At 41.5% G+C, this 17,247-nt stretch carries 19 protein-coding genes; 12 read left to right on the forward strand and 7 right to left on the reverse strand.

Going from position 1 to position 17,247, the window contains the following annotated elements:
- From QM629_RS17915 to QM629_RS17930, 4 genes are all read right to left on the reverse strand, one after another.
- Positions 1 to 1,493 (reverse strand): M56 family metallopeptidase (locus QM629_RS17915; protein ID WP_415161269.1); only part of this gene is annotated, 1,493 nt, incomplete at its 3' end.
- 234 nt (positions 1,494 to 1,727) lie between these two features.
- Positions 1,728 to 2,873, reverse strand: coding sequence for an acyl-CoA dehydrogenase family protein (locus QM629_RS17920; RefSeq protein ID WP_415161270.1), 1,146 nt, complete (start codon positions 2,871 to 2,873; stop codon positions 1,728 to 1,730).
- Positions 2,874 to 2,949: 76 nt separating this feature from the next.
- Positions 2,950 to 3,705 (reverse strand): ComEA family DNA-binding protein, encoded by a 756-nt coding sequence (locus QM629_RS17925; RefSeq protein WP_415161271.1) that lies wholly within the window; start codon positions 3,703 to 3,705, stop codon positions 2,950 to 2,952.
- Positions 3,702 to 4,475: an MBL fold metallo-hydrolase gene (locus QM629_RS17930; RefSeq protein ID WP_415161272.1), complete on the reverse strand. Its 774-nt coding sequence runs from the start codon at positions 4,473 to 4,475 to the stop codon at positions 3,702 to 3,704. Before QM629_RS17930 ends, QM629_RS17925 begins: the two co-directional genes overlap by 4 nt.
- 180 nt (positions 4,476 to 4,655) lie before the next feature.
- Here QM629_RS17930 and atpB point away from each other — a divergent pair, with 180 nt between their 5' ends.
- From atpB to QM629_RS17990, 12 genes are all read left to right on the forward strand, one after another.
- Positions 4,656 to 5,840 carry a F0F1 ATP synthase subunit A gene (atpB, locus tag QM629_RS17935; protein WP_415161273.1) on the forward strand — a complete coding sequence of 395 codons (1,185 nt, stop codon included), beginning with the start codon at positions 4,656 to 4,658 and terminating at the stop codon, positions 5,838 to 5,840.
- Between the two features lie 26 nt (positions 5,841 to 5,866).
- A complete protein-coding gene (atpE, locus tag QM629_RS17940) occupies positions 5,867 to 6,112 on the forward strand; it encodes an ATP synthase F0 subunit C (RefSeq protein WP_090654167.1) in 246 nt (81 codons plus the stop codon).
- A gap of 98 nt (positions 6,113 to 6,210) precedes the next feature.
- On the forward strand, positions 6,211 to 6,705 hold the full coding sequence (gene atpF / locus QM629_RS17945; protein WP_415161274.1) for a F0F1 ATP synthase subunit B: 495 nt from the start codon (positions 6,211 to 6,213) through the stop codon (positions 6,703 to 6,705).
- Between the two features lie 57 nt (positions 6,706 to 6,762).
- Positions 6,763 to 7,329, forward strand: a complete 567-nt coding sequence (gene atpH, locus QM629_RS17950) for an ATP synthase F1 subunit delta (protein WP_415161275.1) — start codon at positions 6,763 to 6,765, stop codon at positions 7,327 to 7,329.
- Between the two features lie 121 nt (positions 7,330 to 7,450).
- Positions 7,451 to 9,031, forward strand: a complete 1,581-nt coding sequence (gene atpA, locus QM629_RS17955; RefSeq protein ID WP_415161276.1) for a F0F1 ATP synthase subunit alpha — start codon at positions 7,451 to 7,453, stop codon at positions 9,029 to 9,031.
- 124 nt (positions 9,032 to 9,155) lie between these two features.
- The gene (gene surE / locus QM629_RS17960; protein ID WP_415161277.1) at positions 9,156 to 9,953 is read left to right on the forward strand and encodes a 5'/3'-nucleotidase SurE; all 798 of its coding nucleotides are present in this window, start codon (positions 9,156 to 9,158) and stop codon (positions 9,951 to 9,953) included.
- Positions 9,950 to 10,243 carry a hypothetical protein gene (locus QM629_RS17965; protein WP_415161278.1) on the forward strand — a complete coding sequence of 98 codons (294 nt, stop codon included), beginning with the start codon at positions 9,950 to 9,952 and terminating at the stop codon, positions 10,241 to 10,243. Before surE ends, QM629_RS17965 begins: the two co-directional genes overlap by 4 nt.
- Positions 10,244 to 10,566: 323 nt before the next feature.
- On the forward strand, positions 10,567 to 11,430 hold the full coding sequence (locus tag QM629_RS17970) for a MotA/TolQ/ExbB proton channel family protein (RefSeq protein WP_415161279.1): 864 nt from the start codon (positions 10,567 to 10,569) through the stop codon (positions 11,428 to 11,430).
- 68 nt (positions 11,431 to 11,498) lie between these two features.
- A complete protein-coding gene (locus QM629_RS17975; protein WP_415161280.1) occupies positions 11,499 to 12,176 on the forward strand; it encodes an ExbD/TolR family protein in 678 nt (225 codons plus the stop codon).
- Positions 12,177 to 12,205: 29 nt separating this feature from the next.
- A complete protein-coding gene (locus tag QM629_RS17980) occupies positions 12,206 to 12,748 on the forward strand; it encodes an ExbD/TolR family protein (RefSeq protein WP_415161281.1) in 543 nt (180 codons plus the stop codon).
- A 54-nt stretch (positions 12,749 to 12,802) separates the two neighbouring features.
- Complete coding sequence (locus QM629_RS17985; protein WP_415161282.1) at positions 12,803 to 13,624, forward strand: energy transducer TonB; 822 nt, start codon at positions 12,803 to 12,805, stop codon at positions 13,622 to 13,624.
- Between the two features lie 71 nt (positions 13,625 to 13,695).
- Positions 13,696 to 14,874 (forward strand): hypothetical protein, encoded by a 1,179-nt coding sequence (locus QM629_RS17990; RefSeq protein ID WP_415161283.1) that lies wholly within the window; start codon positions 13,696 to 13,698, stop codon positions 14,872 to 14,874.
- On the opposite strand, the gene QM629_RS17995 is transcribed toward QM629_RS17990, so the two are convergent.
- The 3 genes from QM629_RS17995 to QM629_RS18005 all read right to left on the reverse strand — a co-directional run bounded on the left by QM629_RS17995 (position 14,875) and on the right by QM629_RS18005 (position 16,974).
- Entirely contained in the window at positions 14,875 to 15,666 is a 792-nt protein-coding gene (locus tag QM629_RS17995) for a segregation and condensation protein A (RefSeq protein ID WP_415161284.1), read from the reverse strand.
- Positions 15,667 to 15,767: 101 nt separating this feature from the next.
- Positions 15,768 to 16,151 carry a large conductance mechanosensitive channel protein MscL gene (mscL, locus tag QM629_RS18000; RefSeq protein WP_415161285.1) on the reverse strand — a complete coding sequence of 128 codons (384 nt, stop codon included), beginning with the start codon at positions 16,149 to 16,151 and terminating at the stop codon, positions 15,768 to 15,770.
- A 76-nt stretch (positions 16,152 to 16,227) separates the two neighbouring features.
- Positions 16,228 to 16,974, reverse strand: a complete 747-nt coding sequence (locus tag QM629_RS18005) for a PPK2 family polyphosphate kinase (protein WP_415161286.1) — start codon at positions 16,972 to 16,974, stop codon at positions 16,228 to 16,230.
- Positions 16,975 to 17,247: the final 273 nt, after the last annotated feature.

Genomic DNA, 17,247 nt, shown 5'->3' on the forward strand with positions numbered 1-17,247 from the left:
ACATCTTTTTTAGAATAAGCAGCATTAATTTCATCAATTGTCATCAATTTCCCATCCACATAAATCATGGGATTAAACATATCATAAGAATTCCAGCCATCGCTTTTGAAAATATAAACAGCATTTTCTTTTTGAATTACAACAAGCCCTTCCAACGCTGCCTCTTTTTCTATTTGTATGGCATTTGCGTTTTCCGATGCATCCCCTTCAAAATCTTGTTTTGCCCTGCGCAGTTCTTTCATTATGTCTTCGTAACTGGCTTCAAGGCCAGTATAATTGCTTGTAGCTGCAAAAGGATTAACGTCAGAGCGGGCGGTGTTCAAAGGGCTTAAACCCATATTGGCAATAACGGAATATGCCTTTTCATTTTTGACAATTCCTGAAGCTGAAGCAACGAAATTTTCAAATCCCTCCTTAGTAATACTTAATGAATATTTCCATTTCATACCGTTGTCAGGAGTTATTTTAAATGAATAAAATCCTTTGTCATCAGCTATTACATTAACATGATTAATACTATCTGCCAGCAATACATTGCTTAACGGCTGGTAAGTTTGTGCATTAACCACAACTCCCGAAACCGTGATGTTATTGGGCTTCTGGCTTGTTTTTATTACATCTCTGAAAGAAACCAGTAACAGGCCGAGCAATGGAATTAAAAATAAAAATTTAACCAAATGAATTTTTGCCGATTTAATTTTATTCATCATGGTGATACGTTTTTTAAGTGAAGAAAAATTAAAATTATTAGTGATGGAAAGATTGTTATTGCCCATTACCTGCAGCAATAAATATTGGTACGCTTGTTTGTTAGTGCCGCTTTGCACTACTTTATCATCGGCAATAAATTCAAGGTTCACACGGATAGCTTTACGTATCAACCATACAAAAGGATTGTACCAATTCAATGCGCACAATATTTCGCCCCACAAAATATCAATTGTGTGTTTTTGTTTAACGTGCGCCAGTTCATGCTGAAGAATTTCTTTCAGCGCTGCTTCATCATACAAATTCTGATTAATAAAAATCGAATTACCGAAAGAGAAAGGCACAGTATCTTTATCTATATGGTATAATTTAACCGAATTATTGTTTGAAATAATTTTTGCGCGACCTGCCAGTTTTTTATAAGCCAATAGTTGCATTAACAATCGCAGCAGCATTATTGAAATGCCTGTAAAAAGTATCCATGCAATAACCTGATACACATCAACCCTGCGTGGTAGCTGCGTTTCAGTAGCTGCTGTAATTGAAATGTCCGGAATCATGTGCACAATAGTTGTATTTATTATGGGTGCTTCGTTTTGTTGCAGCGCTGAAGAGAGTGAAGGAATGTTTATCATCGGAATGATAAAACATAACAACGAATAACCCATTAAATACCAGCGATTGTGGGTATAGAATGTAAGTCTGCGCAAAAACATTGCATAAAACAAATACATAACTGCAAAACTTATTGATAGCCTGAGCAGGTATTGAAAAAAGAATATCATAACGTAAGTTTTTATGAAATGAAAATATTATTTAAAGTGAGCCCGGCATAAGTTGTGAGATGCATGTTATGCCAATGATTACCTTTTCCTATTTGGAAAACCGTTTGTAATGCCCTGCTCCTCCTGAACTGTGAGGTTTTCACTCTACGAAGTTTTCGTAAAATTACGATAATTTCGTAATTTTAAAAATTTTTTCTGCAGAAAATGCTTCATCAGCGTTGTAAAACGTTTCAATCAAAACCCATTCAACGTTTCTCTTGCAATAACAATCTTCTGAATTTCAGATGTGCCTTCGCCAATGGTGCAAAGCTTGGCGTCGCGGTAAAATTTTTCAACCGGGAATTCTTTTGTATAGCCGTTGCCGCCAAAAATCTGTATAGCTTCCGTGGCAACTTTTACGGCCACTTCGCTGGCATAATATTTTGCCATCGCCGCTTCGCGGGTAACTTTTTTATGCTGATCTTTAAGTTCGCAGGCGCGCATAATCAAAAGCTCTGCAGCGTCAATTTCGGTTGCCATATCGGCAATTTTAAAACCAATGCCCTGGAAATTGCAAATAGGCTGGCCGAACTGGCGCCGCTCTTTACTGTATTTTGCCGCCGCCTCAAAAGCGCCTTTTGCAATGCCTACTGAAAGGCAGGCTATAGAGATTCTGCCGCCATCCAGCACCTGCATGGATTGTTTAAAACCTTCCCCCACATTGCCCAGCCGGTTTTCATCAGGAATAATACAATTGTCAAATATCATTTCAGCCGTTTCGCTGGCGCGCATGCCGAGCTTATTTTCTTTTTTACCGCCGGAGAAACCAGGTGTGCCGCGCTCAACCACAAATGCCGTAGTATTATTTCTCGTTCCCGGTTCACCGGTTCTTGCAATTACCACGGCAACCTGGCTGCTTTTTCCATGAGTTATCCACGATTTGGCGCCGTTCAGTATCCAGGTATTGCCTTCTTTTTTTGCGGTGCATTGCATATTGCCGGCATCGCTGCCCGTGCTGGCTTCCGTCAAGCCCCAGGCGCCGATCCATTCTCCCGATGCAAGAAGCGGCAAATACTTTCGCTTCTGCTCTTCCTTGCCAAATAAAAGAATATGACTGGTGCAAAGGGAATTATGCGCTGCAAGACTTAATCCTATAGAGCCGCACACCTTTGATATTTCTTCTATCACAACCTTATATGCTGCATAATTCAGGCCTGAACCGCCATATACTTCCGGTACCAAAACACCCATTAAACCAAGTTTTCCCATTTCATGAAATGTTTCCGCAGGAAAGGTTTGCGCTTCGTCCCATTGCATTATATAGGGTTTGATATGCCGGCTGGCAAAATCCCGGGCAAGCGTTCTTACCTGCTCTGCTATTTCGTCGGTCGCAAAACTCATAAAAGCTAACATTTGTTAGCGTAAAGCTATAAGATAGGATTGTAATTGCTGAAATTATTTTTCTGCCGGCGAATTTTTAATGCTTCATATAGAGATAGGGTTTAATCAGTTGAAAAACGCTGTCGCTGAGGCCATACGTTTTTGCCACCTGGTCAACGGATTTAAACCCGCCAATGCTTGCCCTGAATTTTATAATGCGGTTGGCCAGCACATCGCCAATTCCCGGAAAGGCCTTCCAGTCTTCAGCAGCGGCTGCGTTAATTTCTGTTTTCTTTAATTGGCTGCCCCGGTAAGGCGGCTTTGGCTCATTGGAGGTTTGGGCTTTTTCGGCTGCCGGGGTTGTTTGCTTATTGGCTGCTGCAATGCGTATGTATGGTACAATTCTGTCTGCATCAGCTTTTGAAAGGCTGTAAATTTTGCGAATGTCTTCCGGCGTTTTAAAATGGCCGCCCTTGCCCCGGTAATTTATAATAGTATGCGCTGTTTTAGGTGAAAGGCCAAGTTGTATAAACCCGCCTTCACTCAAAGTATTCGGATCAAAATAAAATAATTCATGTGTTGCTGTATCGGTTTCCGAAGTATCAGCATAATTGGCAGCAGCGTAAAAAGGCCGGGCACTTTCAGGCGCACTGTCGTTTCTGTATTTGTCTAATTCAGCCTGTAATGTCGCATCCACATGCATATCCAGCTTCTCCGAAGGCAAAAACCAGGGCAGCACTATGATGATGGCAAGAATGGCGAGCAAAATGAAAGCAGCATTCCTGTCGCGCCTGGTGAAGACGAACCATTCTTTCCAGGGATTTTTTTCATTGGGTTTATGTTTTGGGATCATATAATAAATGTAAGCTTGTCATAAGCAAGATGAATGCCGGGTGGCAGGGTTTTCTCTATGTCTTCATATTTGCCAAGCTGGTGGCTGATGTGTGTGAAATATGCCCTGGGTATCTTTAATTCTTCCACCAGCTCAATCGCTTCGTTTAAGGTAAAATGAGAAATATGCTGTTCTTTTCTAAGCGCATTCACCACAAGCATGTCAGAAGCTTTTATCAATGCCTTTACTTCTTCTTCCATTCTATTTGCGTCTGTAATGTAGGTAAAATTCCCAAACTTATATCCAAAAACAGGCATTTTATAATGCCAAACGGTAAAGGGCTGTACAGGTATATCGCCTATTTTAAGTGGCGATTCGTCAATTGTATGCAGGTTTATCTGGGGCACGCCCGGGTATTTTTTGTCGGCAAAAGCATAAGCAAATTCCCGCATCAGGGCTTCAGCGGTTAATGAATTGGCAAAAACATCCATGGGTTTATGCTGAAAGAAATTATAAGCGCGCACATCATCCAGCCCGGCCGTATGGTCTTTGTGCGGATGGGTAAAAAGCACAGCATCCAGCTTTGTATTGTGAATGCGCAGCATCTGGCAGCGGAAATCGGGCGTGGTATCCACCACAATCGTTGTGGTGGCAGATTCTATTAAAATACTGCTGCGCAGGCGTTTGTCCTTAGGATCAGTTGAAGTGCAAACAGCGCAATTGCACCCAATCATAGGAACGCCTGAGCTTGTGCCGGTGCCAAGAAAAGTGATTTTTAATGAGAGGCTCACAAGGCAAATCTAACACAACTGCAAGAAGTGCCGCTATGCATTGCATTAATTTCCTGTGGCGGCTGCCGGCGCTGCAAACGGAAGGCCAGGTAAATTATTTTCTTTATTTTTTAAGTTCCCAAACTCGTTTCATTATTTAGATGCAACGCTGTATATTTGCGCAAAATTTGACAGGCCATTATGACCTTAAAATGCGTAAAATCTTTACTGGTAGCGGGTTTCAGCGTTTTTTGCTTGCTTTTTTCAATTTCAGTATTTGCACAAGAAGAACTGCCTGAAACGGAACAGGATGTTAAGAAAGAGGAAAAAAAAGGCTTCGATGCCAATGAAGTTATTTTCGGGCACGTGCTGGATGCACATGAATTTCATTTCTTTTCTTTTGAAGGCAGCGATGGCGGGGAGCATGATTTTGCAATTCCGCTTCCTGTAATATTATATTCTCCGCAAAGGGGCGTATCAGCTTTCATGTTTTCCAAATTTCACCATGGCGAACATGAATATAAAGGCTACAGGGTTTTAACGGCTAAAACTATTGAAGAAGAAAACCTTCCGGCAGCCAAATATCACGATGGTCAGATTGTGGCAGTTAATGAAAACGGCCAGGTTGATGAAGCTGTTAAAGTGTACGATTTTTCGCTTACCAGGAATGTTGTGCAAATGATTATAGCATTAACCCTGTTAGCCTGGGTAATGATTGCTGTTGCCAACAACTACAAAAAAGGAATTGGCGTTACTTCTGCACCTAAAGGGAGCCAGAGCCTTCTTGAGCCGGTTATTATTTTTGTAATAGATGAACTGGCCAAGCCTTGCCTTGGGGAGAAAAAATATAAAAAATACCTTCCTTACCTGTTAACGGTATTCTTTTTCATCCTTATTAATAACCTGGTGGGGCTAATTCCGGGCACGGCAAACGTTACGGGCAATATTGCTTTTACTTTAGTGCTGGCTGCCATTTCTTTTGTAGTAATAATGGCCAGCACCAATTCGCATTACTGGGGCCATATTTTCTGGCCTCCGGGCGTACCGCTTGGCGTAAAATTCATTCTGATACCGGTTGAAATACTAGGTATATTTATTAAGCCGATAGCATTAATGATTCGTCTTTTTGCAAACATGATTGCAGGGCATATATTAATTATATGCCTTATTTCGCTCATCTTTATTTTTGCCGGCTTAAGTGCTGCTGCAGGCTGGGGCGCCAGCCCGCTGTCAGTAGCGTTTACCATATTTATTTATTTTATTGAAGTATTGGTTGCCTTTCTGCAAGCTTACATATTTACAAACCTTACAGCGGTTTTCATAGGCCAGGCATTTGAAGGCAGTCATGATGATGTGGACCATCATGACGAAGCAGTAATCGTTTAAATTTTTAATCAATATAAACAACAATTATGGATTTAATGAATGTTATTTTACTTGAGGCTACAGCAAATGCCGGCGGCGCTATCGGCGCAGGATTAGCCGCTATTGGGGCAGGTATTGGTATCGGTCAGATTGGTAAAGGTGCCGTTGAGTCAATTGCACGCCAGCCTGAAGCTTCAAACGATATTCGGGCTAACATGATCCTTACTGCCGCATTGGTAGAAGGTGTTGCCCTGTTCGGCGTTATCGTTGGCTTCCTGGCAATGATCCTCTGATTATAATCACTGCATTGTTCGAGTTTTAAGTAATGCAGTTTTTTAAACAATGTAATGCCTTGTTCATAACGGGCTGTCTCCATATTTAAATTGATTTTATGCAGTTACTTACTCCGGGTTTAGGATTGATAGTTTGGACGCTGTTGGCATTCCTGGTTGTATTCTTTGTTTTAAAAAAATTTGCCTGGCCTGCTATTATCAGTGGCTTGGGCGAACGCGAAAAAACCATTGCCGATTCATTGGCGTCTGCTGAAAAGATTAAAGCAGAAATGGCGCAGATGAAAAGTGAGCACGAGGCTTTGCTGGCGCAGGCGCGTGAAGAAAGGGCCAGCCTGATAAAGGATGCAAGGCATGCTTCTGACAAGATGATTGCAGACGCAAAAGAAAAAGCAAAAACGGAATACGATAAAATCCTGGCCGATGCCCAGACTGCCATTGAACTGCAGAAAAATGCTGTGCTTACCGAGCTTAAGAACAATGTGGGCAAACTTGTGATTGAAGTGGCCGAAAAGGTTTTACGTAAAGAGCTTAGCGATAAGCAAAAGCAGGAAAACTATATTAAGCAATTAACAGACGAAGTAAAGTTGAATTAAAGAATAGCTATGAGCTGTGGGCTGGCAGCCGATAGCTCATAGCTGAAAGCTTACAAAATGCCTAATCCACGTTTAGCAGCAAGATATGCAAAGAGCCTGATTGATCTTTCCGTTGAGAGAGACCAGTTGGAGGCTTCTTTTGCCGATATGCAATTTTTAAAGCAATTGTGCAAAGCAAGCCGTGATTTCTGCAATATGCTGCGCAGCCCGATAATTGTGCCTGCAAAGAAACGGGCTGTTATTGATGCTATAGCCAGGGATAAAATCTCTGAACTGACGGATAAGTTCGTCAAGCTTGTAATTGCCAAAGGCCGCGAAGAAGACCTGCCTGAAATTATAGATGCGTTTATTGAACAATACAATAAAATAAAGGGGATTTATAAAGTAAAGCTTACAACGGCAGTGGCTATTAGCGACGATCTTAAAAGCTCAATTATTGATAAGGTAAAACGGGAAGCAAATCTGCCGAATGTGGAACTGGAAACGAAAGTAAATGATGCGCTCATCGGTGGATTTGTGCTGGAGTTTAATAATAACCTGGTTGATGCATCTGTTCTGCGGGATTTAAAGGATATATCAAAACAATTCAGGGAGAGGAATGTATTTGTTCAGCATATTAGATAGAGGAAGCCCCTGCCCTAAAGGGAGAAGTGAGCTACCTTACTTTATCATACATAAAACTTAGTTGGTAAAAATTATTTTATAAAAAATTAAAAAATACTCCCCTTTAGGGGGTGGGGGTACTATGGTTGAAATAAAACCTGATGAAATATCAGAAATATTGAGGCAGCAGCTAAGCAATTTTAATGCAGCGGCAGACCTTGAGGAAGTTGGCACCGTATTGCAGGTAGGCGATGGTATTGCCCGCATCTATGGCCTGAATAACGTGCGCAGCGGTGAGCTCGTTGAGTTTGAGAACGGCGTAAAAGCAATTGCCCTTAACCTGGAAGAAGACAATGTGGGTGTGGTATTAATGGGAGAGCAGGAAAATATAAGAGAAGGTTCAAAGGCAAAACGCACCGGCAAGATCGCTTCTATAAAGGTGGGTGAAGGCCTTGTTGGCCGTGTGATCAATACCCTTGGCGAACCTATTGATGGCAAAGGCCCTGTTAAAGGCGAACTGTATGAAATGCCATTGGAGCGTAAAGCGCCGGGTGTTATTTACCGTGAGCCTGTAAAAGAACCTTTGCAAACAGGTATTAAAGCCATAGACGCCATGATACCGATCGGCCGCGGCCAGCGTGAGTTGGTTATCGGCGACCGCCAGACCGGCAAAACGGCTATCTGTATTGATACCATCATTAACCAGAAAGAGTTTTATGAAGCAGGCAAACCTGTTTATTGCATATATGTTGCTATCGGGCAGAAAGCATCTACCATTGCCGGTATAATGAAGACGCTGGAAGATAATGGCGCAATGGCTTATACAACCATCGTCGCTGCTTCTGCCAGCGATCCTGCTCCCCAGCAGTTTTATGCTCCGTTTGCCGGTGCAGCCATCGGTGAATTCTTCCGCGATACCGGAAGGCCTGCATTGATCATTTACGATGATCTTTCAAAACAGGCGGTGGCTTACCGCGAAGTATCATTATTGCTGCGCCGCCCTCCCGGCCGGGAAGCTTACCCGGGCGATGTATTTTATTTACATAGCCGTTTGCTGGAGCGTGCCGCAAAGGTTATCAGCAATGATAAGGTAGCAAGTGAAATGAACGACCTGCCCGATAACATCAAACACCTGGTAAAGGGCGGCGGCTCTTTAACAGCATTGCCTATTATTGAAACACAGGCCGGCGACGTATCTGCTTATATCCCAACTAATGTGATCTCTATTACCGACGGGCAGATCTTTCTTGAAGGTAATTTGTTTAACGCTGGCATCCGCCCGGCTATTAACGTAGGTATTTCTGTGAGCCGTGTGGGTGGTAACGCGCAGATCAAATCCATGAAAAAGGTGGCTGGCACATTAAAGCTCGACCAGGCGCAATACCGTGAGCTGGAAGCTTTTTCTAAATTCGGCGGCGACCTTGATGCGGCAACCAAACTGGTTATTGACAAAGGCGCCCGCAACGTGGAAATATTGAAGCAGCCCCAGTTTTCCCCGTTCCCGGTAGAAAAGCAGGTAGCGATCATTTATCTCGGAACGCAGGGTTTGCTGCAGGGTGTAGCAGTTAGAAATGTAAAAGCTTTTGAAGATCATTTCTTAATGGAGATGGAAAATAAACTGCCTAACGTTTTGGCTGAATTTAAAAAAGGTAATTTGCCTGAAGATGGCATAAAGGAAATGGTGGAACTGGCAAAAGGCCTGATTCCGCAGTACAGCAAATAGCGGTTTATCTTTTTAACTGATATAGAAACAACCCCGGAATTTTTCGGGGTTGCTTTGTTTTATATAACCTGCTTCAATATTAAACTTTTAAACCTTAAACATATTTTATCTTGCGTTTCTTTTTATGGCAAAAGAAAAACATTCAGGAAAAGAAAAACCGGTTATTCTTATTACAAACGATGATGGCGTTACAGCGCCCGGCATAAAAGCGCTTACCAGTGCTGTAAAAGACCTGGGGAAAGTTGTAGTGGTAGCGCCGGATAAGCCGCAAAGCGGCATGGGCCACGCCATAACCATAGGCCATCCGCTGCGGTTGACTGCGGTAGAAACTTTTGGCGATATTGAAGCGCATCAATGCAGCGGCACACCGGTGGATTGTGTAAAGCTTGCCGTAGATAAAGTGCTGCACAGAAAACCTGATATTTGTTTAAGCGGCATTAACCATGGCGCCAACCATTCCATCAATGTAATTTATTCCGGCACCATGAGCGCCGCCCTGGAAGCATCTATTGAAAGCATTCCAAGTATTGGGTTTTCTTTGCTGGATTATAGTATTGAAGCTGATTTTACAGGCGCTGCTTACTATGCACACCTCTTGGTTAAACAGCTTATCAGCAAAAGCGTGGATAAACACCTTTGTTTAAATGTAAACATCCCGCCTGTGCCAAAAGAGTTACTGAAAGGATTAAAAGTTTGCCGCCAGGCTTATGCCAAATATGAAGAGCGCTTCGATGAGCGCCATGACCCGCATGGAAAAAAATATTACTGGCTAACCGGCGAATTTCAAAATTTTGATAAAGGAAAAGATACAGATGTATGGGCTTTGGAAAATAATTATGTAAGTGTAGTGCCGGTACAGTTTGATCTTACTAATTATGAACTGAAAACCAAATTGCAGAAAGTCTTAACCCGGAAGCTTTGAAGAAAAATTCATTTTTATGGGGGATTATTCTTGGCATTATAGTGCCCGTGTTCGGCGTGCTGGGATATTACTTCTGGAAGTTTTATCCCACATTTTCAATTGGTGATTTCATGCATGTTATCTTCTCACAGAAAACGATCTTGTCCGCCATTTCAACGTTTGCGCTTTTTGCGAATATTGTATTGCTTACCCTCTGTCTTAATACGCGCCGCGATGAAACGGCCAAAGGCATTTTTATTGTTTCCTGCATTTATTCGATAGCCGCAATTGCGGCCAAGTTATTTTTTTAGCGCCTGCAAAGATTGGGTTTGCTGTAATCCTGTATTTAAGAGCTGTTGTTCTTCAATTAATCATTCCGGCCAGATAAAATTGCTGTTCAGTGGTTATAAAAGCAGATGGATTGGCTATATGGAATGACAACCGGATAATGAGCTACATTAAAAAATTTAAAAATAAAATTGCGAAAACTTGGTGCTTTAAAGAATTTAACTAATTTACAACCCCATTTGAGTGCACAATTATGCTGATTGCTTTGAAGCAATGTGCAGTCGAAAAAAATTTTTAAGTATAAAACGAAAAACAAAAAGTTTAAAAATTTAAAATCAATTTTGTTATGGCTGAAACAAGACCAACTGCTACAGCAGCAGCAAAGAGCGCTACCTCAGTGCAACCCAAAAGATCTCGTAACTCTATTTCATGGCTTGCACCCCTTACCTGTATTATTCTTGGATACATTATCTGGCGCTTTGTGATAGGTAGTGATGCAAACTTTACGCAACCGGATAAAAGCGGCGGTTTCTGGCCAGATCATCAAGGGCCTACCACATCATTGTCTCGTATGTATCTTGGTGGTATTATCGTACCTATTCTGATAGGTTGTTTTCTTACAGTAGTAACTTTTGTAATTGAGCGTTTACTTACTGTTACAAAAGCTAAAGGCACTGGCAATATTGCTGAATTTATACGCTCTGTACAGTATAATCTTGCCAATAAAGATGTTGATAAAGCTATTGCGGCCTGCGATAAGCAAAAAGGCTCAGTGGGCAATGTAATGAAGGCCGGTTTGCGTAAGTACAAGGAAATGATCAGCAATACGGAATTAACTACCGAGCAAAAAGTTTTAAATATTCAGAAAGAAGTGGAAGAAGCTACGTCGCTTGAATTGCCTATGCTTGAAAAGAACCTGGTATTCCTTTCCACCATCGCTTCGGTAGCCACCCTGCTGGGTTTGCTGGGAACGGTAATTGGTATGATACGTTCATTTGCTTCTCTGGCTGAAACAGGTGGTGCAGATGCATCTTCACACCTGTCACAGGGTATTTCTGAAGCCTTGTATAATACGGCATTGGGCATTGGCACTTCTGCCGTATCAATTATTATGTATAATGTGTTTACCACAAGAATTGATGCGATCACTTTTGGTATTGATGAATCCGGCTTCACATTAACACAGAGTTTTGCGTCTAATTACAGATAAGCAATAAGAGGTTTATGGAATTTTTGTTCAAAAGCATCTTATACTTATCATAAATTAAATTACATACAATGTCAAGACCGAAAATTGCAAGAAAGAGTACGATTGTTGACATGACGGCGATGTGCGATGTGGCATTTTTGCTTCTTTCTTTCTTCATTTTAACAACCAAGCCAAAACCTTCAGAGGCTGTGCCCATTTCAACGCCAACATCTGTTGCCAATAAGTTTGTGCCGGATGCAAACGTTGTAATGATTTCTTTGGATAAGAATGGTAAAGTCTATTTGTCTGTGAGCGATAATGCAGAAGACAGAACCAAGAAACAGACAATGATCCAGGACATCAACCAAAGGAATAATCTCGGGCTTACAAACGAAGAAGTGGACAAGCTGGTAAAACAGCCTTTTATTGGCGTTCCTTTTGTACAGCTGAAGCAACAGGCCGGTTTGAGCAACGAGCAGATCACTGCAAAAAATCTGCCCTCAGGTATTCCTGCGCAGGATACGACAAATAACCAGTTAACAGAATGGATACGGGCAGCAGTGGCTGCCTACCAGGGCTCAAAAATGGATTTGATCGTAAAAGGCGACAATGTAGCCAAATACCCTGTTTTTAAAAACGTGCTTACCGCTTTTAAAAAGAATGAACAGTTTAAATTTCAGATGGTTACAAATCCGTCTAACGTTCCTGAAGGTACTGACTTGTACAAGTTGAATATGAGTAAGAAAGGCAGCGAAGCGGCAGAATAAAATATTACTAATTTAAAATAATTTGTGCTATGGCAGAAATGGATACTTCGGGCGGCGGCCATAAAAAAGGCCCCGGCGTCAAAAAAGGCAAGAAACTTTCCACGAGGGTTGACTTAACACCCATGGTTGATCTCGGTTTTTTGCTGATTACTTTCTTCGTGTTTACAACAACCATCAGCCAGCCAACAGCCATGCGCCTTGCTTTGCCGGACGATAAAGTAAAGGATGAAGATCAGAATAAGATCAAGCAGTCAGGTGCATTAACGCTTCTGCTGGGAAAAGATAACAACATATTTTATTATGAAGGGGAGCTGGCTCCCGACGGGTCAAACTTTAAAGCTTCAAATTTTAAAGATATCCGTAAAATCATAATAGATAAAAAGCAACAGGCTGATACCAATCTTGTGGTAGTTATAAAACCCAATGATGAAAGCACATACAAGAATTTCATTGATATTCTGGATGAAATGAGTATCAATGTGGTTAAGCGCTATGCGGTTGTGGATATTTCTCCTGTTGAAGATGAATATGTGAGAAGAACGGAAGGAGAAGCGGTACCGCCAAAGCAATAAGTTTGTGGAAATTGAGGGCATTAAGCATCTAATGAATTAAAACTTTATTTTTAAATGGAAGCGAATAAAATAATGGGCGCCGATATCCTGGACATCCTTTTTGATGGAAGGAATAAAGCTTATGGCGCTTATGAATTAAGAAAAAGCTACAACAAACGTATGGTAAGGGCGCTTATCATTATGCTTGGTGTATGCCTGCTCATCTTCATTGGGTCTGTAATAGCCAAGAAAATTGATGAAGGCAAGCCAAAGCAAATGGAAGTAAAAGACGTTGTTTTGGAAGATATTAAAGAGCCGGAGAAGAAGAATGAGCCGCCACCTCCGCCTCCGCCGCCCAAAGAGCCACCGAAGGTTCAGGTTACCAAATTTACCCCGCCCAAAATTGTAAAAGACGAAGAGGTAAAGCCAGAAGAAAAACCACCGGAACAGGAAAAACTGGAAGATACCAAAATCGGCTCATTTAACCAGGAAGGCGTTAAGTCTGATGTGGTTGAAGCCCCGGTTGAAAAAGGTACAGGTAAAGTAGAAGCCCCTAAGGTGGCTACAGAAGATTATGATAAAGAGTTCACCAGCGTGCAGGTAGAAGCCAAGTTCCCTGGCGACTGGAGTAAATACCTTACACATAACCTGAACAGCCAGGTGCCTGCCGATAATGGCGCCCCTGCAGGCAGATATACCGTTACAGTTTCTTTTCTTGTGGCAAAAGATGGCAGTATATCTGAAGTACAGGCGCTTAATGATCCGGGTTACGGATGCGGTGCAGAAGCGGTGCGTGTAATTAAGAAAGGCCCCAAGTGGCAGCCCGCCATCCAGAACGGGCGTAATGTTATTTACCGCCAAAAACAGAACATAGTATTCGTGGTTTCAGATCAATAATGGCTGAACTATAATTCTTATAAAAAGACCGCCTTTTCAGGCGGTCTTTTTGTTTTTATTACATTCGCAACATGCAATTAATTGAAGTTCAGGACGCCGCCACAGCCAGGGCGTTTATTAAGGCAAACGTACTGGCAAACCGGAATAATGCCGGCTATATACGCCCGTTGGATAAGGAGGTTAATGATGTGTTCGATCCTTCGAAAAACAAATCTTTTAAATATGGCGAAGCGAAGCGCTGGGTTTTAAAAGATGGCAACAATAGTCCTATTGGCCGTATAGCTGCTTTCACCAATAAAAAATATATTAATAAAGGAACTGAGTTTGCAACCGGTTGTGTTGGCTTTTTTGACTGCATTAATGATGATAAAGCTGCAAAAATTTTATTCGATGCCGCAAAGGAATGGCTGAAGAATAAGAGTATGGAGGCCATGGACGGCCCGGTAAATTTTGGCGACCGCGATAAATGGTGGGGCTTGATGGTGGAAGGCTTTGAGCGGCCGCCTCTGTACGGTATGTCTTACAACCCGGCTTATTACGAAAAGCTTTTTGAAAATTACGGGTTTAAAAATTACTATAACCAGTATTACTATGCCATGGGCGTTAAAGATAAACTTTCTGACCGTTTTCCTGAACGCTATGCAAAATTCAGTAATAAACCTGGCTATGCGGCAAGGCACATAAGCATAAAAAACCTTGAAAAACACGCGCAGGAATTTGCAACGGTCTATAATGCTGCCTGGGCGCAACACGGCGAAGCAAAAGAGATAACGGCCAAAGAAGTGATGAAGCTTTTTAATAAAATGAAAGCCATAATGGATGAAAGGATTATCTGGTTTGCCTATTATAAAGAAGAGCCCATTGCTATGTGGATTAACATTCCCGACCTTAATGAATATTTTAAACACTTCAACGGCAGGCTTGGCCTCATTGAAAAACTGCGTTTATTATGGATGAAAAAAAAACACGGGTGCCGTATTTTTACCGGTGTGGCTTTTGGCATTGTTCCGAAATTCCAGGCATTGGGCATTGACTCTTTTATGATCTATGAAGCCAGTTTATTAATTCAGCCTAACGATTGGTACGACCGCTACGAAATGGGATGGGCGGGCGACTGGAACCCTAAGATGGTGAATATTTATAAAAGCCTGGGTGCTGTACAAAGCCGCCGCATGGTTACCTATCGTTATATCTTCGATGAAAGCAGGCATCCATTTGAGAGGCATCCGGTAATGGAGTATAAGTCATAATCAGGAAACAGGTTCTTCTGCAGGTTGAACAGCCGGATCTTCCACCCTTTCTTCGTTCCATTCGAGGATAAAATTGTTTCGGCCTTCACCGGTAAGCATATTCATATAATTCTGCTGTACCAGTTCGAGCAGGGAAAGAAAAAGAAAAATAGCATGAATACGGTTTTCGCATATTTCAAAAACCTTTTCGAATGAAACGGTTTTCTGCTTTTCAACCAGGCCAAGCATGAAGGAGCGGCTTTCTTCTATTGTATAATTATAGCGGATTACCGTATGAACGGGCTTATTATTGCGCTCGTTCATGCGTTTTACCACGCGCTCAAACGCCTTCATCAAACGAAACAGGGTGATGGTTTGAATTTCAGTGCCGTCTGCAGCTTCTTCACCCACCAGGGAAAGTTCACGCTGCAGGTTGCCGCGCTTCATCATCAGCAGGCGCGCAGCTTCCATCTCCGCCATTTGTACTGCCGCTTCCTTGAATTTTTTGTATTCGAGAATTTTATCAACCAATTCCTGCCGCGGGTCAATTTCCCTGCCTTCCGCATCTAATTCTTTGCGCGGCAGCAGCATTTTCGCCTTAATGCGCATTAAGGTTGATACAAACAGGATGAACTCACTGCTTAACTCAATATTCAGTTTATCCTGATGGTGTATATAATCAAGAAAATCTTTGGTTATTTTACTAATGGGTATATTATAAATATCCAGTTCATCCCGCTCAATAAAAAACAACAGCAGGTCGAAAGGCCCTTCAAACTGCGGTAATTTTATTTGATAAGTTTCTGTATTCACAACTGCTCTTTAAAAAATAAACTGTGTAAACTGCCGCAATGTAAACAGAGAAGGGTACAATGCGAAGGCAAGTTTTACACAGTTTATAAAGTAAATTTTTGCTATGGTTTTTTCTTCAGTTCGTCGCGGATCTCTATTAATAACTGGTCTGTGGAAGATGGCGCCGGCGGTGCGGCCGGTGCGGCTTCTTCTTTATTTTTGGTGGCATTTATTGCTTTAATAATCAAAAACAAACATAATGCAATAATGATAAAACTTATAATCGCAGATAAAAAGTTGCCATATTTCACTGATCCCCATTTAAGCTGGGCGATATCTTCAAGATTTGCGGCTTTTAAAGCCGGAGTTAAAATAGCCGGCGTAATAATATCATCAACCAGCGAGGTAATGATTTTTCCAAATGCGCCGCCAATTATTACGGCAACTGCAAGGTCAACCACGTTGCCTTTTACAGCAAATTCTTTAAATTCTTTTAGAAATCCCATAGATGTGTTGTTTTAGAATTAATATGATACTGTGAATATATAGCGTTTATTTCTTTCAGCCAACCTATCGTGTATGTTATTTTTTCATACCCGGGTATTGCATGTTTAATTTTTTTAATACATCGCGCAGGGTTGTTGCAACAAGGTATTCTTTATACCAGTTTTGGTCGGAAGGCACAATAACCCACTTGATTTTATTGCAATGTTTAAAGCAGTCTCCATAAGCTTTAAAGTATTCTTTTCTTAAGGCCGCTTCCTTAAAATCCTGTTCATTGTATTTCCACTGCTTTGTTTTGTCCCGTATCCTTTCTTCAAGGCGTGTATGCTGTTCTTCCTGTGAAACATGCAGGTAAAATTTAAGTATGACGGTATTGTTATGGGTGGTGAGCAGGCTTTCAAAATCGTTAATGGCCTTCATTCTTTTGGCTGCTGTAGCATCATCAATCATTTTATGCACCCTTGTTACCAGAATATCTTCATAATGCGAACGGTTAAATACCTGTATCATGCCTTTGGCCGGCGCATATTTATGGATGCGCCATAAGAAATCATGCGACAATTCTTCTGCCGTCGGCACTTTATAAGACTGTACCATTATGCCCTGCGGATTTACAGTGCTGAATACATTTTTTATCAACCCATCTTTTCCCGATGCGTCCATTCCCTGTAAAACAATCAACACCGCATATTTGCTTTGTGCATATAAAATATTTTGCAGTGCATCAAGCTCCTGGTAAATAGCAGGCAACTCAGCCTTTACCTTTTCTTTTTCAAAATTTTTCGGCGCCTTTGTGCTTATCTTATCAAGCTTTATATCTGCCATATAAATTTTTTACAAATTGAATATAGCATATTTGTGCAAAACGTATATCTTAAAACAGGAACTTTAAAATTAAGGGCGCTTAACGTTTTTGTTTATTTTTTATCAGCGAACTTGTTTTTACTTTGAAATAAGCGCCTGAGCAATGTGCTTGCAGCATTGTAATCAAAGAGTTTTCCGCATAAAGGCATAAATTATTACAGATGAAACCGAGCATGATAATTTTTTCTCACACAGGGGAATGTGCATAGCGAGGTTCCATGAGACAACTGAAAA

This window comes from Parafilimonas sp., assembly GCF_047606085.1.
Lineage (GTDB): Bacteria > Bacteroidota > Bacteroidia > Chitinophagales > Chitinophagaceae > Parafilimonas.